31 protein-coding genes and 1 tRNA gene are annotated in these 23,684 nt (G+C 59.2%); 24 read left to right on the plus strand and 8 right to left on the minus strand.

Annotation, left to right across the window (positions count from 1 at the left end; all coding sequences use genetic code 11):
- Positions 1-276: 276 nt before the first annotated feature.
- Positions 277-432, minus strand: coding sequence for a DUF2080 family transposase-associated protein (locus tag BRA49_RS05955; protein WP_209727393.1), 156 nt, complete (start codon positions 430-432; stop codon positions 277-279).
- 135 nt (positions 433-567) lie between these two features.
- Here BRA49_RS05955 and BRA49_RS05960 point away from each other — a divergent pair, with 135 nt between their 5' ends.
- From BRA49_RS05960 to BRA49_RS05985, 6 genes are all read left to right on the plus strand, one after another.
- A complete protein-coding gene (locus BRA49_RS05960; protein ID WP_292384363.1) occupies positions 568-831 on the plus strand; it encodes a hypothetical protein in 264 nt (87 codons plus the stop codon).
- Positions 832-1,158 carry a hypothetical protein gene (locus BRA49_RS05965; RefSeq protein ID WP_292384364.1) on the plus strand — a complete coding sequence of 109 codons (327 nt, stop codon included), beginning with the start codon at positions 832-834 and terminating at the stop codon, positions 1,156-1,158.
- Positions 1,158-1,301 (plus strand): hypothetical protein, encoded by a 144-nt coding sequence (locus tag BRA49_RS05970; protein ID WP_292384365.1) that lies wholly within the window; start codon positions 1,158-1,160, stop codon positions 1,299-1,301. The genes BRA49_RS05965 and BRA49_RS05970 overlap by 1 nt, the downstream gene beginning before the upstream one ends.
- Positions 1,298-1,453: a hypothetical protein gene (locus tag BRA49_RS05975; RefSeq protein WP_292384366.1), complete on the plus strand. Its 156-nt coding sequence runs from the start codon at positions 1,298-1,300 to the stop codon at positions 1,451-1,453. Before BRA49_RS05970 ends, BRA49_RS05975 begins: the two co-directional genes overlap by 4 nt.
- A 3-nt stretch (positions 1,454-1,456) precedes the next feature.
- Complete coding sequence (locus BRA49_RS05980; protein WP_292384367.1) at positions 1,457-2,140, plus strand: ArdC family protein; 684 nt, start codon at positions 1,457-1,459, stop codon at positions 2,138-2,140.
- Between the two features lie 713 nt (positions 2,141-2,853).
- Entirely contained in the window at positions 2,854-3,846 is a 993-nt protein-coding gene (locus BRA49_RS05985) for a hypothetical protein (RefSeq protein WP_292384368.1), read from the plus strand.
- Between the two features lie 93 nt (positions 3,847-3,939).
- On the opposite strand, the gene BRA49_RS05990 is transcribed toward BRA49_RS05985, so the two are convergent.
- The 4 genes from BRA49_RS05990 to BRA49_RS06005 all read right to left on the minus strand — a co-directional run bounded on the left by BRA49_RS05990 (position 3,940) and on the right by BRA49_RS06005 (position 7,853).
- Positions 3,940-4,833: an integrase gene (locus BRA49_RS05990; protein ID WP_292384369.1), complete on the minus strand. Its 894-nt coding sequence runs from the start codon at positions 4,831-4,833 to the stop codon at positions 3,940-3,942.
- Positions 4,834-5,380: 547 nt separating this feature from the next.
- On the minus strand, positions 5,381-5,794 hold the full coding sequence (locus BRA49_RS05995) for a hypothetical protein (protein WP_292384370.1): 414 nt from the start codon (positions 5,792-5,794) through the stop codon (positions 5,381-5,383).
- 18 nt (positions 5,795-5,812) lie between these two features.
- Positions 5,813-7,123, minus strand: a complete 1,311-nt coding sequence (locus BRA49_RS06000; protein WP_292384371.1) for a tetratricopeptide repeat protein — start codon at positions 7,121-7,123, stop codon at positions 5,813-5,815.
- Between the two features lies 1 nt (position 7,124).
- Positions 7,125-7,853, minus strand: a complete 729-nt coding sequence (locus BRA49_RS06005; protein ID WP_292384372.1) for a hypothetical protein — start codon at positions 7,851-7,853, stop codon at positions 7,125-7,127.
- Positions 7,854-7,954: 101 nt separating this feature from the next.
- Between BRA49_RS06005 and BRA49_RS06010 the strand changes: the two genes are divergently transcribed.
- Together BRA49_RS06010 and BRA49_RS06015 are read left to right on the plus strand one after the other, a co-directional pair.
- Entirely contained in the window at positions 7,955-8,815 is an 861-nt protein-coding gene (locus BRA49_RS06010) for a DUF6293 family protein (protein WP_238320542.1), read from the plus strand.
- Positions 8,816-8,994: 179 nt separating this feature from the next.
- Positions 8,995-9,966 carry a DUF4268 domain-containing protein gene (locus BRA49_RS06015; protein ID WP_014867131.1) on the plus strand — a complete coding sequence of 324 codons (972 nt, stop codon included), beginning with the start codon at positions 8,995-8,997 and terminating at the stop codon, positions 9,964-9,966.
- 217 nt (positions 9,967-10,183) lie between these two features.
- Here BRA49_RS06015 and BRA49_RS06020 read toward each other — a convergent pair whose 3' ends face one another.
- Positions 10,184-10,690, minus strand: a complete 507-nt coding sequence (locus tag BRA49_RS06020; RefSeq protein ID WP_292384379.1) for a hypothetical protein — start codon at positions 10,688-10,690, stop codon at positions 10,184-10,186.
- 183 nt (positions 10,691-10,873) lie between these two features.
- Between BRA49_RS06020 and BRA49_RS06025 the strand changes: the two genes are divergently transcribed.
- The gene (locus tag BRA49_RS06025) at positions 10,874-11,119 is read left to right on the plus strand and encodes a hypothetical protein (protein ID WP_292384381.1); all 246 of its coding nucleotides are present in this window, start codon (positions 10,874-10,876) and stop codon (positions 11,117-11,119) included.
- Between the two features lie 19 nt (positions 11,120-11,138).
- Here BRA49_RS06025 and BRA49_RS06030 read toward each other — a convergent pair whose 3' ends face one another.
- Entirely contained in the window at positions 11,139-11,453 is a 315-nt protein-coding gene (locus tag BRA49_RS06030) for a hypothetical protein (protein WP_292384383.1), read from the minus strand.
- 240 nt (positions 11,454-11,693) lie between these two features.
- Here BRA49_RS06030 and BRA49_RS06035 point away from each other — a divergent pair, with 240 nt between their 5' ends.
- Both BRA49_RS06035 and BRA49_RS06040 read left to right on the plus strand, forming a co-directional pair.
- Positions 11,694-12,842: an ORC1-type DNA replication protein gene (locus BRA49_RS06035; RefSeq protein ID WP_292384384.1), complete on the plus strand. Its 1,149-nt coding sequence runs from the start codon at positions 11,694-11,696 to the stop codon at positions 12,840-12,842.
- A 1,250-nt stretch (positions 12,843-14,092) separates the two neighbouring features.
- Complete coding sequence (locus tag BRA49_RS06040; RefSeq protein WP_292384386.1) at positions 14,093-16,885, plus strand: PAS domain S-box protein; 2,793 nt, start codon at positions 14,093-14,095, stop codon at positions 16,883-16,885.
- A gap of 182 nt (positions 16,886-17,067) precedes the next feature.
- On the opposite strand, the gene BRA49_RS06045 is transcribed toward BRA49_RS06040, so the two are convergent.
- Positions 17,068-17,152: transfer RNA gene (locus BRA49_RS06045), tRNA-Leu, on the minus strand.
- Between the two features lie 435 nt (positions 17,153-17,587).
- Between BRA49_RS06045 and BRA49_RS06050 the strand changes: the two genes are divergently transcribed.
- Genes BRA49_RS06050 through BRA49_RS06110 form a run of 13 tightly spaced genes read left to right on the plus strand, consistent with a single transcriptional unit; the run spans position 17,588 to position 23,681 of the window.
- Positions 17,588-18,073: a hypothetical protein gene (locus tag BRA49_RS06050; protein WP_292384388.1), complete on the plus strand. Its 486-nt coding sequence runs from the start codon at positions 17,588-17,590 to the stop codon at positions 18,071-18,073.
- Positions 18,070-18,309, plus strand: coding sequence for a DUF2109 family protein (locus BRA49_RS06055; RefSeq protein ID WP_292384390.1), 240 nt, complete (start codon positions 18,070-18,072; stop codon positions 18,307-18,309). Before BRA49_RS06050 ends, BRA49_RS06055 begins: the two co-directional genes overlap by 4 nt.
- The gene (locus BRA49_RS06060; RefSeq protein ID WP_292384392.1) at positions 18,306-18,536 is read left to right on the plus strand and encodes a DUF2108 domain-containing protein; all 231 of its coding nucleotides are present in this window, start codon (positions 18,306-18,308) and stop codon (positions 18,534-18,536) included. The genes BRA49_RS06055 and BRA49_RS06060 overlap by 4 nt, the downstream gene beginning before the upstream one ends.
- Positions 18,533-18,772 (plus strand): DUF2107 family protein, encoded by a 240-nt coding sequence (locus BRA49_RS06065; RefSeq protein WP_292384393.1) that lies wholly within the window; start codon positions 18,533-18,535, stop codon positions 18,770-18,772. The genes BRA49_RS06060 and BRA49_RS06065 overlap by 4 nt, the downstream gene beginning before the upstream one ends.
- Positions 18,766-19,221: a DUF2106 family protein gene (locus BRA49_RS06070; protein ID WP_292384395.1), complete on the plus strand. Its 456-nt coding sequence runs from the start codon at positions 18,766-18,768 to the stop codon at positions 19,219-19,221. Before BRA49_RS06065 ends, BRA49_RS06070 begins: the two co-directional genes overlap by 7 nt.
- Positions 19,218-19,817, plus strand: coding sequence for an EhaG family protein (locus BRA49_RS06075; protein ID WP_292384396.1), 600 nt, complete (start codon positions 19,218-19,220; stop codon positions 19,815-19,817). The genes BRA49_RS06070 and BRA49_RS06075 overlap by 4 nt, the downstream gene beginning before the upstream one ends.
- Positions 19,810-20,463: a hypothetical protein gene (locus BRA49_RS06080; RefSeq protein ID WP_292384398.1), complete on the plus strand. Its 654-nt coding sequence runs from the start codon at positions 19,810-19,812 to the stop codon at positions 20,461-20,463. The genes BRA49_RS06075 and BRA49_RS06080 overlap by 8 nt, the downstream gene beginning before the upstream one ends.
- A 5-nt stretch (positions 20,464-20,468) precedes the next feature.
- Positions 20,469-20,672, plus strand: a complete 204-nt coding sequence (locus tag BRA49_RS06085) for a hypothetical protein (protein WP_292384399.1) — start codon at positions 20,469-20,471, stop codon at positions 20,670-20,672.
- A gap of 1 nt (position 20,673) precedes the next feature.
- On the plus strand, positions 20,674-21,519 hold the full coding sequence (locus BRA49_RS06090; protein ID WP_292384400.1) for a respiratory chain complex I subunit 1 family protein: 846 nt from the start codon (positions 20,674-20,676) through the stop codon (positions 21,517-21,519).
- Positions 21,516-21,758: a hypothetical protein gene (locus BRA49_RS06095; protein WP_292384402.1), complete on the plus strand. Its 243-nt coding sequence runs from the start codon at positions 21,516-21,518 to the stop codon at positions 21,756-21,758. The genes BRA49_RS06090 and BRA49_RS06095 overlap by 4 nt, the downstream gene beginning before the upstream one ends.
- Positions 21,755-22,144 (plus strand): DUF1959 family protein, encoded by a 390-nt coding sequence (locus tag BRA49_RS06100; protein ID WP_292384404.1) that lies wholly within the window; start codon positions 21,755-21,757, stop codon positions 22,142-22,144. The genes BRA49_RS06095 and BRA49_RS06100 overlap by 4 nt, the downstream gene beginning before the upstream one ends.
- Positions 22,141-22,599 (plus strand): NADH-quinone oxidoreductase subunit B family protein, encoded by a 459-nt coding sequence (locus BRA49_RS06105; protein ID WP_292384405.1) that lies wholly within the window; start codon positions 22,141-22,143, stop codon positions 22,597-22,599. Before BRA49_RS06100 ends, BRA49_RS06105 begins: the two co-directional genes overlap by 4 nt.
- A complete protein-coding gene (locus BRA49_RS06110) occupies positions 22,596-23,681 on the plus strand; it encodes a nickel-dependent hydrogenase large subunit (protein WP_292384406.1) in 1,086 nt (361 codons plus the stop codon). Before BRA49_RS06105 ends, BRA49_RS06110 begins: the two co-directional genes overlap by 4 nt.
- Positions 23,682-23,684 lie beyond the last annotated feature (3 nt).

Genomic DNA, 23,684 nt, shown 5'->3' on the forward strand with positions numbered 1-23,684 from the left:
GGAGTCTTATTCCGACGTTGACACCCCCTCGGGGGGCGGGCAGTCCGTGGCGATAGGGCCCGGCCGGAGGGATAGGCAAGTATCCCTCCGGCCTGTTCATGGGGATCTGTGTTCCCCTCCATTATGGAGCAAACGTGGGGGCAGCCGTTGCACCGCGAGGCCACGCCGAGCGGGGCGAGGGCATCCTGGATGCCGGGCATCAAAAGATAAGCGGGCGATGTTCTGAAGCGCACCCAAGCGAGGGCGCTCGCCCGTCCGGCGGGACCCGGCCGCCCCTTACTCTTCCTCGACCGGTTCAAGGAGAAGAACCTTCACCTTCTTCCCCACCCATTCGGCCGGCAGGTAGACGTGAGCGCTGTTCCCGTGCTTTGTCACCTTTTTGTCAGCCATCCCATAGGCATTGATCCGGATCTCGAAAACTTCGCTACTCATTACTATCACATACGATGCCCATACGGATAAATTCTATTGTATGTGTTATGTATGTGTATTACACATACATTTAAATACTCAGCCCGCCTATACTATAATAGTGAGCCGAGAGACGCTCACTGGAGGAATCGAGAGATGACATTCAAGAAAATCGGCAGGCTGGCCCTCTACGACGGCCGGCTCCGGGTGGAGATCGACACGGTCGGAGCGTTCCACTTCGACAACAACTGCCTGGTCGGCGAGGACGGCCGGCAGCACGGCTACGCGATGCCGAGCGCGACGGGAAAAGCGGTAAACCTGCACCTGACCGAGGGAGCGCTCTGCACGGTGATCAAGTCACAGCTCCTGCAGGTCGTCAACGGGAGTATCGGAAAAGCGGCAGTGTTCGAGGTGGCGTAAATGTCCTGGTCCGACGCTAGCGCCACCACGAGCCCCTGCACAGACATGATCGGCGGGCAGCCCCTTAACCCTTCCGGGCGCCCCCTCTCTTTTACCGACGCGATCCCCTACCGCGCCCTGCTGAAGATGGCAGAGTACGACGAGCAGGCTGCAGAACTGGACGGGTTCCGGGACCGGCTCGCAAGGCTGGCGGCCGAGGAGTGCCGGCAGAAGGCCGAGCGGATCCGGGAGCACTACCGGAGCCAGGTCGCGGAGTACGGCCTTGCGTTCTGCGTCCGGCAGGCCGCGGAGGAGGACGAGCGCTACGGCAACGGGAGGTTCTTCTGATGCCGTCCTTTACCCTCCCTGTTTTTCGGCACGGCGACGATGAGCAGGAAGAGCAGGGCGCCCCGGACCTCGTCGCCCTCGTGTCGCCCTACGAGACCGGCCCGCGGGCCGTGCTGGTTCCCCGCCGGAGGGGAGACGAATGATGACGACCACCTGCGACAGGTGCGGCGCCGTCGTCGGGGAAGAGCACTGCCGGACGCACCGGGAGCGGGAGACCTTCTGGGGAGCGCCCTGCTCCTACCCGGTGATCGCTGCCTACGTCTGTCCGGCGTGCGGCTACGAGTGGGAGGCCTGAAGCATGGTATCGGTGTATGAGGTGGTCCGGGACCGGATCCTCTCCTCCCTCGAGGCCGGCACCGTCCCCTGGCGGCAGACCTGGGAGAGCCTCTCCCCGATGAACATCGCCACCCGCAAACCCTACCGGGGGATCAACCGCCTCCTCCTCTCCGGCCACACCTGGTGGGGCACCTACAACCAGATCCGGCGGGCGGGCGGTCACGTCCGGCGCGGGGAGAAGGCGAGCGGGATGGTGGTCTTCTGGTCCTGCTTCGACACGGAGAAGGTCGTCAACGAGAACGGCGAGCAGGTGACGGTGGCGCTCCAGCGCGACCGGCCGCTGGTCCGCTACTACAAGGTCTTCAACCTCTCGCAGTGCGAGGGTATCGAGGTCGAGCAGGCGGGCGAGGTCCGGCCGGTCGCCACCTGCGAGGACCTCATCGCCCGCAACCGGCCTCGGGTCGGTCCGGGCGAGCCGGCCTACTACCCGGCCGGCGACCGGATCGCCATGCCGGCACCGGACCGGTTCGCCTCCCCGGAGGCCTACTACGCGGCCTTCTTCCACGAGTTGACCCACTGGACCGGCCACGCCTCCCGGCTGAATCGGCCGGGGATCACGGAGCCGATCCGGTTCGGGAGCGAGCGGTACAGCCGGGAGGAGTTGACGGCGGAGATGGGCGCCGCCAGCCCCACCGCTCCGCGTTGAGGCTCGTGCCCCTCCTGGCGGACGGTCACGATTCCTCTGCGCCATGACCGGCACCGACGTGCCGGTGGCTGAGAATCAGGCGGCCTACATCGCCGGCTGGCTCCGGCATATCCGCGATGGTTCGGCGGCCGACGTAATCCGGGCGGCCGCGGATGCGCAGCGGGCGGCGGACTTCCTCACCGGGTGTGGTGAGGAGGCCTCTTCTTTTTCGAGGGCGGGAGCGGCCGGGCGAGATTCTTTGCTCCCTGCGGTCGCGGCAGAACATCGCCCTGGTGCTTTGCGGTGTACTGGACCGCGGGCGCCCTCCCTCGCTCGGCACGGCCTCGCAGCGTGACGGCTGCTCTCTGCCCGCCACTCGCATCACCGGCTGGCGCCGGGCATGCTCGTGGCTGTCTTTATGCTTTAATTTATCATTCTGGATTTTTTGCTTGTCTTGTCCTTGCTGTCTCCTCAAAATTTGGGATAAGCGGTAATATCTTGTGATATGTGTTACGGTGGGTTTTTATAGGCCTATATTAAACCCACCAGTGATTGGTTACATGAATTTTATTTTGAAAATATTACGATGGTTTGAAGGCATCAGTTTCTGCCTCGCCAATCTTTTTGTCGGAATATTCTTTTGGAAATTTCTCTTTAACGCGTCTATCATCCCCTTTTTAATTGCAGGAGGAGTCTCAATATGTGTCTTGAAAATTCAGTGGTTATTCCTTGTCGTGGATAGGAATAGAGAGAAGGAAGTATCCAGTGCTCCTATGAATTGGGGTGCTGTCACCAAAGTTAAAAAGCTGTATCAATTCCTGACGGATTTCCCGTTAAAGGCAATTCCAATTGTTTTCAAACAATTTGTGATAAATACGATCTATGAAACATTTCCGGTATTCTTGATCTGGTTGGGAGTATTCGGGCTTTATTATCTAATAGAAAACCTTACTGGATCGTTGAACTACTCACCTGGTGCTTATTTCTTTGAAATTGTTGCATCATTTGGAATTCTTCTAGGGGTGTTTCAGTATTATCTCCAGAGACATGATGAGAGGATTGCGACCAAAATCGCCCTTTTTTCTAAAAGGATATCTGCGATGATGGATGAAGAGTTGAGCTTTGAAAAGTTCTATTCAAGCCTTCCCGACAACAATTCAACTCGTGCTAGAGATGATGGATATGAAGTAAAGAGATGGATTGATCGAAAGGTAGACCCTAGAATGCATTTCGTTGAAACCCTCAAGTTACTGGCTGGGGACAAAGATGGAAGAATAAGTTTTCGGAGTATGATAAGAGATTCACGCAATAATATGGTCTTAAATTTCCCGGTTTCATATGCTAATTCTGATAGTAAGATCGATGAACTGGAAATATATGCATTGGGGAGTCCGATGCGGAGTAAGTTGTTTAAGGCCTATAATTCATTTTTTGAGGATGAGCAGAGAGTTGATGAAATAATTAATAAAATTAAGGCAGAAATCGATATGCAAGAATTCGGAAACCTTTGTCTAGGCAATATCAATATCATGCAGGAGATATTTCCCCAACTAATTAATCGAAAATTGAGAAATGCTGTTGAAAACCTCTGTTTTTTAAAAGAGCGTGCCGATGGAGGAGAAGCGGATTGCATCAATAAAGAGGAGGAATTTCTTTCTTTTAGGAAACGTCGGGAAATCCTTGAGGGAAAGATTACACAAAAATTAATGAATGAGATACTGGATTGATTATCGAGGTGTAGTCTCACAGTGATTGAGCTCAACCTAAACCACTATACACCCTACGAGCCGCCGCAAATATTCTCTTCATTTATTTCTCGTCTAATTGAAATCTGGGACGAACGGCAATACTTTCGGATACTCTTCTATTGCAAACCCAATCTGTTCGAGGTAGACATCATCGCCGACATTCGATTGCCCTCTGCCATGCATGAAGTTCGCGATCGCAGAATCTATCCGGGCCTTCTTCCTCAAGACGTTGAAATGCCATTTCCGAATGGTTTTGACGGACACTTTCTCGTGCTGGATCTTCCTCACTATGGTTGATGGATGCTGCATCGAATCCGGGTTGAAGTCCTGTAACTCTTCGATGAAACTGGCAGGGAAAAAAATGGCGAACGTCTGCTTCGTATGCTTCGTTAGCGGCTCCGTGTTGATGTATGCAATGTTCCCGGCTCTCTCTATCTTCAGATGATGGATATTCTTCAGCACCTCATAACCGTGGGAGAACCGGCACCCGGTATAGACCAGAAGCTTGAATTCGGTGACTACCTCATCGGGAAGATGCATATACGCCTCGATGATATCTTCGGTCTCGGGGAATACCCTATCCTTTCCCGATGCCGTGATCCGTACTTTCCGTCTCCAATTCTCTAACGAGTAGCCTGCAAGATACGTGATCTCCTCATCCTCCAGGTAATTGAAGAAATTTCGCAGCCCTCTCGATTGTTTGTCCCCAAATGCGATCGCATCGCACGCTGAGGGTTTGCCGATACGGTTCGTTTCGAAAAGCGTCCGTACTCCTGTGAAATAGTCCTTGGCGCTCCTGTCCGACAACTTCTTGCCCATTACGCGGTTATTCAGCCATGCCATCCAGGGGCCTTTGTGCTGCTCCCATACGGCGTTGAGCGTCTCTTGCGGGAGCGGCGCTTCCGGCAGGAGTTCTTTCTTCGTTTGGGTCCGTGAAACTGCGGAGAGATTGCGATCTGTTTTCAATTGTGGGGATGAGTTGCCTCCGCACGGCGGGGTTCTCCCGTTTGCATTACAGCAAGCACATCTTGATATCCCTAATTGCAGGCAAATCGGATGCGTTTCCGAATATGTGTTTAAGATGAGTTTTTCAATTACACGGGAAGCTGGGTAACCCGTACTTTTCAGGATGCTGAGAGCTTCGTCGGATAGGGTAATTTGCAACGGTTTTCTGATTCGTTTACGTTGCTGCTTTTCCCCAGTACCTCTCGCCCCCTTATGCTTATCTCGCGAGCCATGCGTGATAAATCGAGTTTCCGCCATAAATACCCTTTTTGCTCCCAAACTGACTGAGTTTGAATACTTAGGTTCTTGGATGCACAAACTGTGCGATCGGGCGAGATTCCTCACTCGCGGTGCTCGCTTCGGAACATCACCCTAGTTCTTCCCGGTGTACGGAACCGCAGACGCCCTCACTCGCTCAGCGAGGCCTCGCTTCGTGGCGGCTGTTTACGAAAAGAGTGCCAACACTGACCCTCCTACAAACAATCGCTCACTTTGAAAAGAAGGGATCTCAATACTCGCCGCCGTAGACCCCTGTCGCGATCTCATCCTCGATCGTGTCAGTCTCCTTTCTCGCGATCGTCTCCTCCCGCTGCTGCCGCAGTTCCCTGACAAGATCCCGTACGGCATAGACATCGATGGCGTTGTATGAAGCCTCATCGTATTCCAGTGCTGCGATCTCCGCGAGCGCCTCCTCAATGCGGTCAAGGTCGCTATACTGGCCGATTGCAATCCGGAACCGGTCGAGTATCGGCTCTGCAGTGTACCGGAAGTTCCCCCTGATCAAGTGGTCAAGGAGGAGGTCGTTCACGGCATGCCCTCTCTCCGGATCGACCACTATCTCGAGGACCGCCGGTGCGATCTCATAGGTATCGATATCGCCCGCCTCGAACCCGGCGATGATGGTTATCTGCACATCTGGCACGCTCCTGTCTCTTATGCCTTATCTCGCTGCAGTATCGTCCATCGGCCGGACGTTCACCGCCTTTGCAGCCCACTCATTCTTCTTCCGGTTAAACGATGGAACAACGTCGAATACAACCTGGCTCAGGTCCTCCGGTGCCCAGGTGAGCTCGTTCTTGAACCCGATGTATCCGTCAGCGTCCGGCGGGTTGATGAAGAAGTACTCGCGCTCCGGATGCCCGAGAAAGATCCTGCCAACTACCCCCTCTGCAAGCGGCTTTTCCCGCTCATGCTGCACCGTCAGGGGACTCTGCTCGGTTTCGCAGCTGCTCCAGTGGCGGCTGCACCGATAGGTGAGTTCCTCGACAGAATCCTCGATTGAAGAGATGGCGTTCTCATCGAGGCGCTGCTGCAATTCAGGAGGGATGGACCACGACATCCGCATCCGCAGGGCTGTGACCAGCGTATAGTGGTCCCGGGCCGCGTCCAGGCGACCGACCTGCTTGAAGATGTCACCCATCTCCATGAAGTAGCCGACCATGAACTCCGGGCGCTGCCCTGCCTTCGCGGCCCGGGCCATCAGTGCCAGCGCCTCTTCCGGGCGGCCGAGCTGGTGGACAACTTTTCCATACTCAAAGAGGTCGTAGTAGTCCGGCCGGACGTTCCGGCAGAGCTCGTCAAACGTTTCTGCCGCCTTTTCGTATTCACCGATGCCTGCATACGCTTTGGCGAGGTCGGATGCAAAGAATTTGTACTGGTTGGGGAACTTCTCGATCGCTTCACGGCAGAGGGGAAGGGCTTCTTGCGCGCGCCCGGTGCCAATGAGCCCCAAGTTCCGGTAGTGATACCAGCGGGCAAGGTAACTCCAACCTTCTTTTCCATCGGGGAGTTTCATCCCCGCCGGGCTGAGCAGCGAGGGATCGACCCGGGACGTCCATGTTGCCAGCAGATTCCAGTCTTTGGAACCCTTTGCCGGTTTCATGATGGCGAAGGCGATATGGCTCACCGCCTGTGGGGGTGGGTTTCTGGAGAGGGCCTTCTCTCCGCAGGCGTGGAGCACCGGGACAGATGCCCCGTTATCTGCCATCTCTTCGACATAGCCGACATATGTCCATGCGACCTCCAGGTTTACCCAGTTGTGATCGGGGTAACGCGCGGCGATATCGTCGGCGAAGGTCATCGCCTCGCTGATGGGGCGCAGTTTCCTGAGACAGTGCAGCAGGCCTGCAGCAGTATATCCATTGTGATGCTGGCTGTCCCAGAGTTCACGATAGATCTCCAGGGCATCCTCGTACCTTCCGTTCTTTCTCAGTTTGTTTGCTTCCTGTGAGCGTTCTTCAGGGGTATCCATGTCAATCCCTCCTTATGTTCTGGATTTTCTCCGAGGCATAATTAAAGAATGCCATCTCCACATCGGCGTTCAGCCAGATCCCGCGCTCGCGAAGACCCGCATTGGTGAGCGCCTCCGGATGCGGGCATGGTTGGCCTGCTGCATTGAGCTCTGCTGCTGCGTAGGTCAGGATGGCGGTCCATGTGCCGTATTCTTCCGGCCAGCCCTGTTGGCCGGAGAGGATCGCCCAGCGCCCATCGACGGGTGTTGCGGTCAGGTCGAGGAGGTGCAGGTGGGCGGTGTCCCCCGCACCGAAGACCCGGACAATCCGGGTGTCGATCGCTCCAAAAAGTTCCGGCGCTGCGAACCGCAGGAGCTTGCTGGTATAAGTGGGGCCAAACCCCCGGATCTGGCCGCCAAGTACACGGATAGCGTTCTCCGGGCTCTCCCGCGCCCATCGGGCAACCTTTCCATCCTCAAAGAGGGCGATCCGGATCGGAGCAGGCGCCCGGATCCGCTCGATGTTCGGCAACCCGCCCCACCGCGCGATCGCTTTCAGGTGTTCCTCAGAGAGCGTCCCGGCTCTTGCAGCGTCGCCAACCTCACGCTCAAGCCGGCAGATGTCAGGGAATCCGTTCTGCCAGAGATCCCGCTTCCACGCATACGTGCGGTAGAGATCCGGGAAGTCGCAGGTCTCGATCAGGTCGTCGATACAGTCTTTTACCGATGTTTTGAGATTCTGGTTGTTCATTTCTGGTTCCTCGTGTGAGCAGGGCTCCCCCGTCGCCCTGTCCCATTGTTGTATACGCACAGGGAAACAATTAAAAAATTCACGTGACTATTGTGAATATTGTGAAAACTTCTGATCCGATCCGGCCTGCCAGGGCCGATGGCCTGAACGAGCGGGTTCACCTGATCCCGCTCGGCCACGAGATCGACCGGGCCGTAAAGCCGTTTAATACATACCGGGCCGAGCGTGCGTACGTCATCGTGGTCCCGGACAACGCCGACCTGGATGAGCAGATGCTGGAGAAGCAGCGCCACTATACGAAGAGGGTCTGTGAGGGGCTGCTGGCGGCAGGTGTCCGCCCTGAGGTCGCCTACTGCAATATGTTTGACATCCTTGATGTGCTCCGGGTCGTCTCCTCCCTGATTGTGAGAGAGAAGCGGCAGGGGAACGATGTCCTCATCAACATGTCGGCCTGCGGCAGGATGACGTCGGTGGCCGTCACCATGGCGGCGATGGTGCATGGGGTTAGGGCGTACTATGTGCATGCGGACCGCTATGCAACGGGTGACGATGCCGCACTCGAGGCGGACCACGGTCTGAGTATCGTGGAGACCGGGCAGGTCGAACCGCTGTATAACTTCTCCATCATGATGCCGGACGCCGAGTGCCAGCTGCTGCTGTGCGAGCTCTACCGGCGGGGGGAGGGGATGACCAGCGAGGACCTCTTCGGCTTTTTCCACAAGCAAGGATTTGAAGGATATGACGAATTGCCGCCCGAAAAGAGAAACAAGTCTGGCGAATACAGCTCGGGCTCGAAGAACCGGGAACTTCTCAACAGGACGAACCGAAAATACCTGTACAAACTGGAGGCTGCAGGCTACATCACGCGCATCTGGAGCGGCAGGCGCTTTTCTGTTCACATCACCGATGCCGGGAGGTACATTGCCTGTGTGAGCGGTCTGCTTGAGGGTGACGCCACATAAACTGGAAGTAGATGGCTTACAACTCCCTCTATATCAGGTGTAGTGAACTGATGGGGGATTTGGAAGCGGTGATTGAGCAATAGGCACAGGCGGGCAATTATAAATTTTAGGAAAGGTTTAGACTTACTATTGTTGTTCCCGAGTTAATTCAAATACCCCTTCTAAACGGAGCGAGATGAATGGTTAGAAATCATTTTGGGAGACTAGAAGAGGTTGATCTCCGCGCTGGTTGGTTAGATGAGGCGCGGGATTTTACGCCCTGGCTTGCCCAGACTGAAAACCTTGAGATCTTGGGTGATGCTCTTGGGATGGAACTGGAACCCGTCAGTACTGAGCAGGGGGTGGGTCCTTACAAAGCTGACATTCTTGCAAGAGATCCGGCCACCAATACATACGTGCTCATTGAAAACCAGCTTGAGAAGACAGATCACTCGCACCTTGGCCAGATAATTACGTATAGTGCTGGACTTGAGGCGAAGACCATCGTCTGGATCGCCAGAAGGTTTACCGATGAGCATCGTGCTGCACTCGATTGGCTCAATCAAATCTCAGAAGAGTCGCTCAATTTTTTTGGCATTGAGGTTGAATTATGGAGAATTGGAGATTCCTCACCCGCACCTCGATTCAATGTCGTATCCAAACCCAATGAATGGACGAAGTCGATTCATGCATCAAGACAACCTTCGGAATTGACGGATTCGCAAGGAATCCAGTTAGAGTATTGGAGTGGCTTTAACGAGTATCTCGAAAGCGTCTGCTCAAAGCTGAAACCCCGGAAACCGTATCCGCAGAATTGGATAGCATATGGGATTGGAAAAAGCGGCTTTACACTGGCCGCAAAAATTCATCAGCGTGAAAAATGGATTGATGTCGAGATTTGGGTTGGAGGTCAGCACAAAAATGAATATTTCCAGCAAATAAAGGAAAACTTTGAGCAGGTTGCGGCAGAGAAACTGAATCCCCATATTGAGTGGATCTATCGGCCAGAGCGGATTGATCACCTCATCCGGTTGGTTCGACCGATGACGGATCCTGCAGACACTTCTGAATGGCACGAACAATTCGAGTGGATAGAAAATAATCTTAAGATGTTTCGTGAGTTCTTCTCCCCGATAATTAAAAGTCTGAACGTAAATGAAGGTGGAGACTAACGACCGATTTTTGGTTCAAGGCGCCCTCCCTCGTTTAGTGTAGACTCACGGCGTTTCGACATCTCGTAGGTTCACAAGATCTCGGATAAAACCTAATATTTTCCAAAATTTGGCTGAAAATAAGGCGTTAATCCTGTGGCCAGTAACAGTGATAGAGTTGGAAGTAAGTTTGACAAAATGAACTTTTCTCTGGCAGGAAAGGGGGATTCTCCCCCTCTCACGCCAGGGCGGGCACGGCGTCCGCCCAGGTCTCGACGGCAGTCCGGATGGCGTCGTCCTGGTAGGACGAGATCCGGATGGTCTTCCGGGTGAAGGTGACGTAGTAGTCGTCACCGGACGGGTCGTGGCACTTGAGCTGGGCGTAGTAGGTCTCGCCGGCAAAGTTGCGCTCGGCGTCCCCGCCCATCGCGGCCGCGAGGGTCGCGTTCGCAAGAGCCTCCGCGGCGTTCGCGTTGAAGGCGGTGATCGAGGGGGACTGCAGGGAGACGTTCCCGACCCTCTTCCCCTCGCCGTCGATGAAGTCCACCTTCGCGGTGTAGTGCTCGCGGTTCCGGACGACCGCAGCGACGGGCTGGCCGTCGGAGCCGGTATACCCGACGCACCCGAAGGGATTGTCATCGATGACGGTCTCGATGAGGTTGTCGAACGACGTTACATCGGCGATCGGGACAGCGAGATCCCGGACCGCCGTCTTGTTGACGGTCTTCTGCACGAAGTCTGCCATGGTTGGTTCTCCATGCCTGCCAGGCTTCCCGGGAATATGACAGACAAGCATAGGATATGCCTTCCAGTAATATTAGCCTGACTTTATCTTAGACCGTGAATTTGGCCCGGACTCCTACCTATATCCTTTACGGTCAATCTTTTGGGGTCCGGTGGCACATAGTCCTCCGGGAGGGTTACCAGGATGACCGGGGAAAAGACTACCAGGGAGCTCGTTTACGAGACGAACCGGGATGTAAAGTGGATCTGCCGGGCGCTGCAGAAAATGGAGGCGCAGGACGAGGCGTTTGAGGCCCGGTTCCGGGCGCTGGAGGGCTGGCGAGCCGAGAAAGTGGGCGAGGAGCGGCGGCTCTCGACGGTGAGCGCCGGCGCCGGCGGGGTCGTCGGCGGGGTGGTGGCGGTGCTGGTGAAGGTGCTCGGTGGGGGGTGAGGGGGCAGAAAATCCTCTTTCAACCCCAGGCCAGCCGGAATCTCCGGTCTCCGATGGGTTCCAAGTCAAACTCCGGCGGCTTACCCTTTGCCCAAGGGATGACCCCCAGATCCAGCATCCATCTCCCAATCACTGCACTCTTGAGTTCAGGACAGGTTGCCCAGAATTTTTCAGACAGTGACACGTCGACAACCTCGCCATTATCGAGCACGACCTCCACTGAGCCCCAGCTCCTCTGGAAGTAGCGGTCGCGATCATCGTATGAGATCCGGATGCCGTACCCTGCGCCGGTATGCCCGTTCGGGGTACCGTTGGACCAGCAGGACACTTTCATAGTTTCTCTCTGGGTGGATGAAGGGTATAATTTTTTGGTCTATTCGGACCTCGACCTCCTCATGAAGGTGCGGTGGCCGGGCCGGCGGGGTGATCGGTCACACTGAATCCTCGCGCACAGTGCCTCTATCGGACACAGCAGCGGCGATATGGGTGCAGAAGTCCTCCCGGCACAACCCCAATTTCACTTTCACCATGCGCACGGCTCCCGCTTAAATAACCGCCTCCCGACGATCCTTGTATGCGAACGCGACTCCTCATGTCTGACCAGACACTCTTCCGGAGCATTGATGTCTTCGAGATCGACTACGCTCCAGAGTTCTTCAACTACCGCGAAAGCCAGCTCAAAGACCTTGCCTACCAGATCCGCCCCGCACTCGAAGGCGGGCGGGCGTTGAACGCCATCTGCAGGGGTCTGCCCGGGACCGGGAAGACGACCAGCGTGCTCCGGATCTTTACCGAGCTCGAACAGACCACGAAGAAGATCGTGCCGGTCTACGTGAACTGCCAGAACGACCGGACGAAGTACATGGTCTTCTCCCGGGTCTACGCAGCGATCGTCGGCCACGCTCCGGCACGGACCGGGATCTCGATCAGGTCGGTGATGGACGCGATCGGCGGCGCCCTGCAACGGCAGGAGAAGAGCCTGATCGTCTGCCTGGACGACGCGAACCTGCTCCACTACAACAACACGCTCGGGGATGTCGTCAACTCCCTGCTCCGGCTGCACCAGGACTATCCGGGCGCCCGGGCGGCGGTCTTTGCGACGGTGAGCGACATGAACCTCGACCTTGCCGCCGACCTGAGCAAGTGGGTCCTCTCGCCGTTTCGCCCCTCCGACATCTACTTCCCGCCCTACGACGCCGACGAGATCCGGGGCATCCTCCAGGACCGGATCCGGATCGGGCTCTACCCCGGCGTGTTCTCAGTACAGATGCTCGACCGCATCGTCGAGCAGACGATGGAGTCGGGCGATGTCCGGGTGGGGCTTGACCTGGTGAAGCGGGCGGTGCTGAATGCAGAGTGCGCCGCCCGCACCGAGGTCATCGAGGAGGATATCGCGAAGGCCTATGAGCAGGCGAAGCACATCCACCTCGCCTGCACGATCCGGGCGCTCTCAACGGACGAGCGGCTGCTGCTCCAGAGGATCGCGGAGTTGTCGCAGGAACAATCTGGCCCGCTGGTCTCCGGCGCGATCTACGGCCGGGTAGAGGAGACGCCGAAGGTCGGCTACACGGTCTTCTCCCGGCAACTCCGAAAGCTTGACTCGCTGCGATTGGTCGATCTGATCCGGGTGCAGGCCGGCGGGAGGACGAGCGAGGTTGCGCTGCGGTATGAGCCGGAGAAGGTGGTGCAGATCTGCGGGAAGCGGGGTATCGCTGAGGAGTGAGTGGGCAGCATCTGTTCACGATGCTAAAGATCCAACTTTTTTGGGGTATGGAGACTGCCGGTGGGGGCCTTGACCGGCAGACCACACTCCCTCGCGGTCGTGGCGTCTGCCTGATCTCTTCTTCCTGTCCGGGCACTCTGACGGCCGCGACCGGCTCGGAACTCGCCGGCCGCCGCCTGCAGGGTGCGCGCTCCGCACCGTGTTATCGCACCGTGCTCCGCGCGGGAGGCGGTGGCCCTGTGGGGCCCCCCCTCTATTACGAGTTTTTCAGATGGTTCGATCCGGTCCGGTCAGTTGGTTCTCCCCATCCACGGCCTATCGCCCTGCACTGCCCGCCCCTGAGGGGGCGAAACGACGTTCCATCAGGAACGGAGTTCGAGCACCGTCAGGTGCGAATTGCGACGGGCCATAGGGCCGGAGCATGAACACCGAAGGTGTGAGCGAGGAGGCGCGGAGCGCCGGGCGGTGGGGTCTGTTTGAGGGATGGCCTTGCGCCACCCCTCCGTGCGAGGAGCGTGGTGCGCAGCACGACGTGACGAGCACTTCCTAGCAGACGATGACCGGCGAGTTCCGAGCCGGTCATGGTCGTCAGAGGTCCCATACCGGAAGAGAAGACTAGGCAGACGCCACGAGCGGAGGGCGGCGAGGGGGCACGAAGTGCAGCGCCGGAGGCGCGACCCTCGCTGACCGGAGGGAGTGAGGTCTGCCGGTGGAGGGTCCCCGCGAGCCGTCATGAACGAGGGGTCACGGGCTGGAGGAATGGTGGAGCCGGTTCTTGCTTGCGACGTTCGTGTCGGGCCATCGCCCTGCTTTTTGGTGTCTGGTGCCCCTGGACACCCTCCCTCACTTGGCGGGTTCTCGTTTCGTGACGGCTGTTGGTTGGTCTTGTGATCGAAACCGGGCTCTATCGGTAAAATGGTCCCCGGTTGCAGGCTATCGCCATGGACTGGTTCCCTCCTTGGGGGGGGCCGGGAGTGGGACACTCCTGACGACGAAGGAAAAGAGGAGAACGCAAAATCCTGACCCGCTCGATCAGGCCAACAATCCCCTCGCGGGCGGTGACGGTGATACAAAGCAAACCCTTTTATTCCCATGAACAAATGACTCTTTAATGCCCAACCGGACCCCGGAACCAAACCACGGTGGTTTCAGACGGATCGGACCCTTATCCTCATCTCTTCATCTAGCGAATAATTTTATGCGCTATTCTTAATAAAAATGTATTTTGAATCTGCAGGAGTACCGACGCAATGAATCCACCCCACTTCTCTTCGTCAGGACTACTCTCAGCATCAGTCATTCTCGATGCGCTCATCGAGGGAGTGATCCTCGTCGATCGGAAATGCCGGGTGGCGTGGATCAACCGCTCGCTCGAGCGCCTTCTCGGCATCGACCGGAATACCATCCACGGCAGCAATGTGGGTCGGTTTGTGCGCCAACACCTCGCGCCGTGCATTATGGACGAGGCCTGCACGGACCGCATAGCAGCGTCACTCTCGGCGCAGGACACCAGTATCGAATTCGCCTGCACGATCCTGCCGCCTGACGGCCGGGAGCGCCGTTTCCTTGTTTCAGGCACCGCCGTAGAGGAAGAGCCGTTCCGGGGCATGCGAGTTGTCCGGTTCCAGGACATTACTGGGCGGAAGCAGGCAGAAGAACCCCTCCGGGAGAGCGAGGAGAAATATCACATTCTCTTTGAGAGCGCGGGCGACGCTCTCCTCATTCACGATCTCGACGGGAGACTCCTCGACGTGAACCGGGCGACAGTCGAGCGCCTCGGCTACTCGCGGGAAGAACTGCTGGCCATGAATCTCACGGAGATCGTCCCGCCGGAGTTTGCCGCTCTCGTGTCCGACCGGATCGGGATGGTCATGGAGATCGGCCACATGGTCTTCGAGACCGCCCACGTGACCCGCGACGGGAGGCACATTCCTATCGAGGCCTCGGCCCGGGTCATCCCGTACCGGGGGAGAACGGCTATCCTCTCCATCTCTAGGGACATCACCGACCGCAAACGTGCGGAGGCGGCGCTCCAGGAGAGCGAGGAGCGGTTCCGGTTGCTCACCGAGAACGCCTCGGATATCGTCCTTGTTCTCGACGCAGAGGGGTTTATCTCGTATGCAAGCCCCTCGGTGAGACTGATCGGAGGGTATGCGCCCGAAGAACTCATCGGACGAAGGGTCACTGAACTGGTCCATCCCGATGATCTGACGTTGGTGCTGGATAGCCTCTCCGATGCTCTCGCCAGGCCGGGAGAACGGATCTCTCTTGAAGTCCGGGTTCGTCATAGATCGGGAGACTGGCTGTATCTCGATCTGACCGGCGTCAACCTCTTAAACGAGCCGGCGGTTCGGGGTTATGTGGTGAACGCACGTGACATCACCAAACGGAAACAAATAGAGGAGGCGCTCCGGGAGAGCGAGCGCCGGTTCCGCCTCATGGGGGAGACCGTGCCCTACGGTGTCTGGCTCTGCGCTCCCGACGGCGGCGTGCGCTACTGTAGCCAGTCGTTCCTCGATCTGCTGAACATGACCCAGGAGGAGCAGCAGCAATTCGGCTGGACAAAGCGTCTGGTGCCCGAAGATGTGGAGCCCATGATGGCCAGGTGGCTGGGGTGCTGCGCCACCGGAACCCCCTGGGAGCACGAGCACCGGATCATCGACTGCTACGGGAAGGTCCATACGATCCTCTCCAAAGGCCTGCCCGTCCGCGATGCCGGGGGCGCCACTACCTGCTGGGTCGGCGTGAACCTCGATATCACCGACCGTAAGCGGGCGGAAGAAGCGTTACGGCAGAGCGAACAATCTCTCGCGGCGGAGCTGGACGCCGCCCGGCGCCTCCAGCAGGTCAGCACGCAACTGATCCAGGCCGACAGGGTTGAGGCACTTTACGAACAGATTCTCGATACCGCGGTGACGATCTTGCACGCCGACTTCGCGAGCATCCAGATGCTGTACGCGGAACGCGGAACCGCGGGGGAACTCCGGCTCCTCGGCCACCGTGGATTCACCGAAGAGGCCGCACAGTTCTGGGAGTGGGTGCGCCCGGACTCTGAGAGTTCTTGCGGTAAAGCCCTCTTCACCGGGCAGCGCATGATCGTCCCGGATGTCCTGGACTGCGAGTTCCTGGCTGGCAGCGCCGATGGAGAGATGTACCTCCGAACCGGCATCCGCGCCGTGCAGACCACACCGCTCTACTCGCGTTCCGGCACCCTGCTCAGGATGCTCTCGACGCACTGGTGCCAGCCGCACGACCCCACAGCAAACGAACTGCGGTCAGTCGATCTGCTGGCGCGCCAGGCCGCGGATCTCATTGACCGCAAACGGGTTGAGGACGCTCTCCGACGCCACACCGACGATCTCATCCGGAAGAGCGAGGAATTGGAGGCGGCCCGCGACACGGCGAATATGTACCTCGACATCATGACCCATGATGTCCGGAACGCGAACAATGTCTCGAGCATGTACGCCGACCTCCTGGTCGAGATGGCGGAAGGCAATCTGAAGAATTACACGGAGAAACTGCACGCCAGTATCCACCGGAGCAGCGAGATCCTTCAGAATGTCGCCACTCTCCGGCGGGCTCAGGAGGAGACGGGGCTCGTGCCGGTGGATCTCGACGCGGTCATCAGGGAAGAGATCGCGACCTTCCCCGGCGCGGCCATCCGGTACGTCGACCCCGAGGTCAGCGTGCTGGCGGATGGCCTTCTGCCGACCGTCTTTGCGAACCTTATCGGCAACGCCGTCAAACACGGCGGTCCCGAAGTCGTAGTCACCGTCCGGGTCGAGGAGCGGGACGGTGAGGTACTTGTCTCGGTCGAGGACACCGGCCCCGGGGTGCCGGATGCAGTGAAAGGAAAACTCTTCACCCGGTTCGAGCGGGGCATGGCCCGGGGGAGCGGCCAGGGGCTGGGCCTCTTCATCGTCCGGACGCTTGTTACGCGCTACGGCGGCAGGGTCTGGGTCGAAGACCGGGTGGCAGGGCGGCCGGAGAAAGGGGCGGCCTTCCGGTTGACGCTTAAAAAAGATCCACAATATGGGTGAGATACTTCATCGCCCTCTTTACCAAGTCCAGGCCGGGCGAATAACTCCGCGCTCCTGCTGCTAGGTCACGGCTGTGGACAGGTCTCATAGATCTCGGCCTAGCTCTGTCGGCAAGAGGGTCCCCGGCTATGGGCTATCGCTAGGACAAAACTTGCCTGCGAAAGGTCTGCTTAAAAGGGTGATGCGAGGGAAGGGATTCGAACCCTTGAACTCCTTCGAGAACGGACCCTAAATCCGTCGCCTTTGACCTGGCTCGGCAACCCTCGCGCGTGGGTGGAATGTAAGTCAGATATAGGAACCTTTTTTAGTATAAGACCCTAAATCCAGCGCCTTTGACCTGGCTCGGCAACCCCCGCGTGCCATATATGTCGGCGCCGTGAGCATTATACTTGTTCCCCGGTGCGTACCGCGACCGGTGAGGAAGTTCCCGGCAGCCCCTCGCGGCATCATCCACCCCGTGTCCGCTCTGGAAAACTCTGCCCCGGACCTTGAATACGACAGTGGCGGCCGGATCCAGCCCCGAAAGGATCCCCGGAAAGATATATTGTATATAATGGCCCATTACATTGCATACAATAGTAACCCCGGGGCCATCATACCGGAGATGCGCCTCCGGTGTATTTGGGCAAAATCGTGCCCTGAATGGTAACAACAAAACCTTTATTGAATTGATCAACCGTATTTTCCTGTAGTTGAACTGAAATGCTGGGCGAGATCCTCCATATCCTGGCAGCGGCCATTATCAGCTGGATACTCTTCGTAACCGTCGACATCTTCTTCGGATTGCCGGAGGCGGGGGGCGTCAGCGGAGCCACGGCCATCGCGCAGGACATCGAGGCCGGCGGCGGCGATCTCTCCGGCGGCACCATGATGGGGAACATCGTCTGCTCCCCCGACGCCTCGGCCGGGACGCTCCTTGCCGCCTGCGGCGTCTACGTCGCCGGCATCCCCGGCGGGCTCGCGGCGGCCCTGATGGTCTACATCGGCAACCGCATCTGCCACGACCCCGGTTACGCCGGGACCACCGGCGCGGTCCTCGCCACGTTCGTCGTCTACGGCTTCACCCAGGTCGGGTTTGCCGCCTCGGACTTCATCGCGGGGATGGTGATTGCCATCCTCACCATCCAGGGGCTCTCCCATACCCACGCGAGTCGGCTCCTTGGACGGCTCTGGAGGATCCGGGAGTGATCGCGCTCTACGTCGTCGCCGCGATCGCGGTCTTTGCCGCCGCACGAGCCATCCTCGAGCGGAACACCGGCCGAAGGTTCCCGTACGCGAACGTCCTGAACTTCGCCGTCGCAGGCAGCCTCGTCCTGCTGCTCGATCACCCGATCACCCTCATTGCGGCGGCAGCCTACTTCGTCGGCTCGACGCTGGAGGCAAACGCCATCGCAAGCACCTACGCCGGGGGAATGAAGCGGTGATTTTCGAGTTGCAGGTCGTCTTCGGGCTCATCGCGCTCGCGGGCGCTCTTTCCGCCGCGCTCCTCAAGGACCCCTACGCGAAGCTGATCGCGCTCGGGATCCTGGTCTCCGGCGCCCTGCCGTTCATCGTGGACCGCGGCTACCTGGACGTCGCGATCGTGGCCTCCCTCATCGCCCCGATATCGACGATATTTGTTCTGATGGCTGTCCGGAGGGCCGAGACGTGAATACCGCGTTCATCCTCGGTTTCGTCATCCTCGCCCTCGGCGTCCTCTCGGTCGCCTTCGTGCGACCGAAGACCTACGTCGCCCGGCTGATCAACCTCGAGATACCGGCGTGGGGCCTCCTGCTCATCATGCTCGCCTACGATGAAGCCCTGGCGCTCATGACGTTCGTTGCCGTCACCGCGATCAGCACGTTCGTCATCGTCCGCCTGATGGAGTGGAGGGATGCATCGTGCTGATCATCACGCGGATCTCACGGGTCCTCTCCAACTTCAAGAACCTCGCCGCGCTCTTCGCCGGCGCGTGCATCATCGTCTCCCTCGTGGGCATCCTCTCCCTGCCGCTCGCATTTGAAGAGAACCAGCTCTACCCGAAGACGCAGCTCGACCCCTCAAGCGCGCTCTACCCCTACGACCGGGGAGGCGTGCCGTTCGGCACCACGGAGGTCATCTGCCAGTACCCGGAGAACTCGCCCTACGCGGGCTACGTCACCACCTACTTAACGCCGCTCTCGCTCTACCTCGCGGAGAACACGCTCTACATCGGCACGACGATCGTCGCCCACCCGGGCGGGATCATCGACGAGATCCTCTACAACACCCGGGGGGCCGACACCGTCGTCGAGACGAGCATCCTCTTTACCGCGTTTGCGATCGCGTCGTACCTCTACCGGAGGGAGGAAGAATGATCCAGGACTACTCGCTCGGCCTCCTCGTGGCGTTCGCAGCGATGGGAGTCGCGTTCTTCGCCATGATGCGGGAGACCGACGGCCTCCACCGCCTCCTCCTCACGGACCTCATCGAGGTCGTCAGCCTCGCGTTCATCGCGCTGATCGGCACCGACCTCGCGGAGGCCCTCATCCTCCCGGGCCTTGTCGTCGGCACGTCCGAGTTGATCGCGCTCTCGGAGATCTACCGGATCAAGGAAGGCTACACGCGGCCGCCCGACGCCGGCCTGCAGATCGAGGTGATGGAGAGCGCGCCCGGCATCCTTGCCGCGCTCCTCGTCGTCTACGGCATCGTCCTCTCCGGGTTCTCCGGCGGGGTCGTCGCCGGCCTCGGCGTGCTCTTCTACTTCCTCTGCCGCGGCCATAACGAGCGGTTCGAGCTGATCGAGACGGCGAGCGGCTACTCGTGGGCGCTCTGGATCATCGCGTTCTTCATCTTCATGATCCTCCCGCAGTACTGGTTCTTCGCGGTCATGCTCTCGGGCTCCGCGATCCTCGTCAAGGTCATGGCCAAGATGTCGCTCATCGGCACCATGCGGGGTGGTCCGAATGCCTGATATCGGCGGTGACCCTCTCTTTGTGCTGGAGTTCGGGGATATCCTCCATTACTACACCCCCTACACGATCACGCTCTTCCTGCTCGCGCTGATCTTTACGGGCCTCGCCATCGCAAGCAGGCCTGAACGGCAGATCGACATAGCGTTCGGGGGCGACGCCTACTACGCGAAGGAGACGACTATCTCCGAGATGCGGTTCCGGCGGTTCATGGCGATCGCCTGCGGCCTTGCAACGATGGGGGCGATGGGGAGCGGGGACATCTTCAACTTCACGCTCTTCGTCTCCCTCGTCGGGATAGCAAACATCGGCATCGTCGCGGCGGTCAAAAGCCGCCACGTCCTCAACGCAGCATACGAGTACGGCATCGTCGCCATGGTCGCCACCCTGCCGCTCTTCGGGGGCGCGGCCCTGGTCGCTGCGACCACCGGCACGCTCGCGATATCGGTCCTTGCGGGCGGCGGCTTTGCGGTCCCGCTGGTGGCGAAAGCCTTCCTCGCCCTCGGCGTCATCGGAGAGGGGATGGCGCCGTTCTACGCGGCGAAGGCCGAGATGTTCCGGGCGCCCGGCGCCCCCTACGTCATCATGTGCTCCCTCTCGTCGCTGTTGATCTTCCTCCGCGTCGTGGAGATTGTCATAACCATCTGATTGCCATGAAGAAAACGACAATTACCTACGGACTCGCGGCATCGGCCCTTGTCATCGTCGTCGCATGGGGGCTGCTCGCGGCATCCCTCATACCGCTCTGGGCGGCCGAGACGGCCATCGTGATCGCCTTTCCCGTACTGGTGCTCTTCCTCGCGCTCTGGTGGCGGGCGCCGGGCGGAGAAGAGGACATCCCCTTCATAGGATACTGATATGATCGAGTACCTGGTATTTGCAGCAGCATTCGGCCTCCTCCTGCTGGGGCTCCACCGGAAAGTCATCGCACGGGTACAGATGCGACCGGGCCCCCCGGTCTGGCAGGAGATCCTCCACGCCCTGAAGTTCTCGTTCAAGAGCACCTGGGTCCCGAAGACGGCGAGCAGCCTGCTCTACGTCGGGGTCGTGCTCATCGGCATCGGCATATGGAGCGCCGCGCTCTTCGTCGTCCTTGCGGGCGAGAGCATCCTGATCCTCTTTGCGATCTACATGCTGCACAAGATCGTCGAGCACGGGTTCGGGCTCTCGTCGGGGTCGCCCTACGGGAAGTTCGGCGGCGTCCGGTCGGTCATATCCGCGGCCTCCGAGATCCCGCTCTTCGTCACGATTGCGGCGATCTACTTCTTCACGGACTCGCTCCTCCTCCGTGACATCATCGCCTACCAGGCGATCCACGGGCCGCTCCTCCTGATCGCACCGCCCGCCGCGATAGCCATGTACATCGTCATCCTCTCGAAACTGCCCTACGGCCCCTTCTCGATCGTCGAGTCCAAAGAACTCGTGAGCGGCTACAAGACCGAGCACTTCGGTGTCTGGCGGGCCGGGATCTCCGTCATCGACGGGCTTAAGACGTTCGTCCTCCTCTTCGCCTTCGTCGCGATCTTCATCGGGGCCGTGCCGTTCTCTCTGGCCCTCGTCATCATGACGGTCGTCCTCGTATCACTCTCGTTCGTCTGTGCGGTGACCCCCATGCTCTCGCCGTTCGACAGCGTCACCGTCCAGGGGATCGTCACCCTGCTGATGGTCGGCTATGCCGGGGTTCTCTGGTGGGTGATGCCATGATCCGCAGGATGGTGCTCTTAGGGGCGGTCATCTACATCGTCATCGCGGCCGTGCAGTGGGTGGCGAACCGGACGGTCTTTTACGAGGCAGTGATCTTCTCCGGGATCCTTGTCGCCCTCTCGCTCGTCCACTACGCCGAAAACGAGGAGCGGCTCAAGAAGATGGAGATGACCGTGGTCTGGCTCGTGATCTTGCTCTTCGTCGGTTATGCCCTCGCAAAGGCCGGAGGATACCTATGACCGGCTACCTCTACGAAAAAGACCTCCGGCAGATGAAGTACACCATTCTCGCGAGCACACGACACGACGAGACCGTCCGGGCGATTGCCCGGCACCTCGGTATAACCGAGGCGAAACTCCGGCGGACGATGCTCCGGCGGTTCGACATGTCCCTGCTTGAGAACCTCGAGTCCCGGTGGGAGATGGGGCAGGAGCACGCCGATAACGGCGACCCGGTCGCGGAAGAACTCGGCTACGAACTCTTCACCCGGTTCGTGCCGCTCGTGGATACGGAAGTGATGCAGACCATATACAACGAGACAAAAGCAATGATACAGGAAGGTTCAGCCACCGGCGAGGCGCTCGAACGAGGAAAAGAACGGGTCCGGGAGGCGGTCCTCTCGTGAGGAATATCCTCCAGAAGATCAAGAACGCCGTCCGGTCACGGTCGATCCACGTCAGTTACGTCGACGTCGGGTCGTGCAACGGCTGCGACATCGAGGTGCTCGCCTGCCTTGCGCCGCGCTACGACATCGAGCAGTACGGCATCTACGTCCACAACAATCCCCGGGAAGCCGACGTCCTCCTGGTCATCGGCTCCGTCACCCCGCAGTGGGTGGACAAACTCCGCGATATCTGGGAGAAGATCCCGGAGCCGAAGGTGGCCGTCGCGATCGGGAACTGCCCGATATCGGGGTGCGTCTATAACAGGAGGGGCACCCTGACCACGCCGCCCGTCGAGAACTACATCCCCATCGCGGCAAGCGTCCCGGGCTGCCCGCCCCGCCCGACCGAGATCCTCTCTGCGATCCTCTCGGTCGCGCCGCTGATATTCAAAGACTACGAGGAGAATCAGAAATGAAGAAGACCGTCGACGTATCCATCCCCCTCGGCCCTGTGCACCCCTGCTGGAAGGAGCCTGTCCGCCTCAAGTGCGAGACGGCGGGCGAGCGGGTGCTCAGGACCGAGGTCGAGCTCGGGTACATGAAGAAAGGGATCGAGCGGATCATGCGGGGCCGGCCCTGGCAGGAGGTGATGTTCCTTGCGGAACGCGTCTGCGGCATCTGCTCGGTCATCCACAACATGGTCTTCATCGAGGCGATGGAAGAGATCAGCGATATCGCCGTGCCGCCGCGGGCGGCGTACCTCCGGGTCGTCGCAAACGAACTCGACCGGATTGCAAGCCACATCCTCGCGAACTTCTCCTACTGCTACACGATCGAGCACGAGACGCTCGCGATGTACCTCTTAAACACCCGGGAGACCGTCCTCGATAACCTGGAACGGCTCACGGGCTCGAGGATCAACACCGCCTACATGATCCCCGGCGGGGTCCGGTTCGACCTCCTTCCCGAGGACGCCGCGGCGATGCTTGCGGATCTCTCAAAGGTGGAGGAGGAGATGCAGCGGCATACCAGGATCTTCGAGACCGGCCCCCTGATTGCGCTCCGGAGCAAGGGGATCGGGGTCATGAACCATGAGGAGGCGATCCGGTCCCATACCGTCGGCCCAACGGCCCGGGCGAGCGGTGTCGTCTGCGACCTGCGCCTTCGCCACCCGACCTACCGGGAGCTCGGGTTTACCCAGGTCACCCGGACCGAGGGCGACAACTTCGCCCGCGTGATGGTCAGGTTCCAGGAGGTCTTCCAGAGCATCGACCTGATCCGGAAATGCATAGAAACCCTCCCCGACGGCCCCGTCCGGGGCGGCGGCTTCTGCAAAGCGGGCGAGACCTCGTATGCCGGCGAGGCTCCCCGCGGGGAACTGACCTACTCGATCAAGACCGACGACTACGGCAGGGTGGTCGATATCGCCATCAGGACGCCCTCGATCATGAACATCGAGGCCTGCGTCCACGCGATGATCCCCGACGCCACGTCGATCGCGGACGTGACGGCGACGTTCATCAGCAGCGACCCCTGCGTCGCGTGCAACGAGAGGTAGGAT

It is taken from the genome of Methanoculleus sp. UBA430, from assembly GCF_002506585.1.
Taxonomy (GTDB): Archaea; Halobacteriota; Methanomicrobia; order Methanomicrobiales; family Methanoculleaceae; genus Methanoculleus.

Coding starts and splice junctions, on each gene's coding strand:
- BRA49_RS05955 (WP_209727393.1), bottom strand. CDS start 432: ATGAGTAGCGAAGTTTTCGAGATCCGGATCAATGCCTATGGGATGGCT.
- BRA49_RS05960 (WP_292384363.1), top strand. CDS start 568: ATGACATTCAAGAAAATCGGCAGGCTGGCCCTCTACGACGGCCGGCTC.
- BRA49_RS05965 (WP_292384364.1), top strand. CDS start 832: ATGTCCTGGTCCGACGCTAGCGCCACCACGAGCCCCTGCACAGACATG.
- BRA49_RS05970 (WP_292384365.1), top strand. CDS start 1,158: ATGCCGTCCTTTACCCTCCCTGTTTTTCGGCACGGCGACGATGAGCAG.
- BRA49_RS05975 (WP_292384366.1), top strand. CDS start 1,298: ATGATGACGACCACCTGCGACAGGTGCGGCGCCGTCGTCGGGGAAGAG.
- BRA49_RS05980 (WP_292384367.1), top strand. CDS start 1,457: ATGGTATCGGTGTATGAGGTGGTCCGGGACCGGATCCTCTCCTCCCTC.
- BRA49_RS06000 (WP_292384371.1), bottom strand. CDS start 7,123: ATGGATACCCCTGAAGAACGCTCACAGGAAGCAAACAAACTGAGAAAG.
- BRA49_RS06005 (WP_292384372.1), bottom strand. CDS start 7,853: ATGAACAACCAGAATCTCAAAACATCGGTAAAAGACTGTATCGACGAC.
- BRA49_RS06015 (WP_014867131.1), top strand. CDS start 8,995: ATGGTTAGAAATCATTTTGGGAGACTAGAAGAGGTTGATCTCCGCGCT.
- BRA49_RS06020 (WP_292384379.1), bottom strand. CDS start 10,690: ATGGCAGACTTCGTGCAGAAGACCGTCAACAAGACGGCGGTCCGGGAT.
- BRA49_RS06025 (WP_292384381.1), top strand. CDS start 10,874: ATGACCGGGGAAAAGACTACCAGGGAGCTCGTTTACGAGACGAACCGG.
- BRA49_RS06030 (WP_292384383.1), bottom strand. CDS start 11,453: ATGAAAGTGTCCTGCTGGTCCAACGGTACCCCGAACGGGCATACCGGC.
- BRA49_RS06035 (WP_292384384.1), top strand. CDS start 11,694: ATGCGAACGCGACTCCTCATGTCTGACCAGACACTCTTCCGGAGCATT.
- BRA49_RS06040 (WP_292384386.1), top strand. CDS start 14,093: ATGAATCCACCCCACTTCTCTTCGTCAGGACTACTCTCAGCATCAGTC.
- BRA49_RS06050 (WP_292384388.1), top strand. CDS start 17,588: ATGCTGGGCGAGATCCTCCATATCCTGGCAGCGGCCATTATCAGCTGG.
- BRA49_RS06075 (WP_292384396.1), top strand. CDS start 19,218: ATGATCCAGGACTACTCGCTCGGCCTCCTCGTGGCGTTCGCAGCGATG.
- BRA49_RS06080 (WP_292384398.1), top strand. CDS start 19,810: ATGCCTGATATCGGCGGTGACCCTCTCTTTGTGCTGGAGTTCGGGGAT.
- BRA49_RS06085 (WP_292384399.1), top strand. CDS start 20,469: ATGAAGAAAACGACAATTACCTACGGACTCGCGGCATCGGCCCTTGTC.
- BRA49_RS06090 (WP_292384400.1), top strand. CDS start 20,674: ATGATCGAGTACCTGGTATTTGCAGCAGCATTCGGCCTCCTCCTGCTG.
- BRA49_RS06095 (WP_292384402.1), top strand. CDS start 21,516: ATGATCCGCAGGATGGTGCTCTTAGGGGCGGTCATCTACATCGTCATC.
- BRA49_RS06100 (WP_292384404.1), top strand. CDS start 21,755: ATGACCGGCTACCTCTACGAAAAAGACCTCCGGCAGATGAAGTACACC.
- BRA49_RS06110 (WP_292384406.1), top strand. CDS start 22,596: ATGAAGAAGACCGTCGACGTATCCATCCCCCTCGGCCCTGTGCACCCC.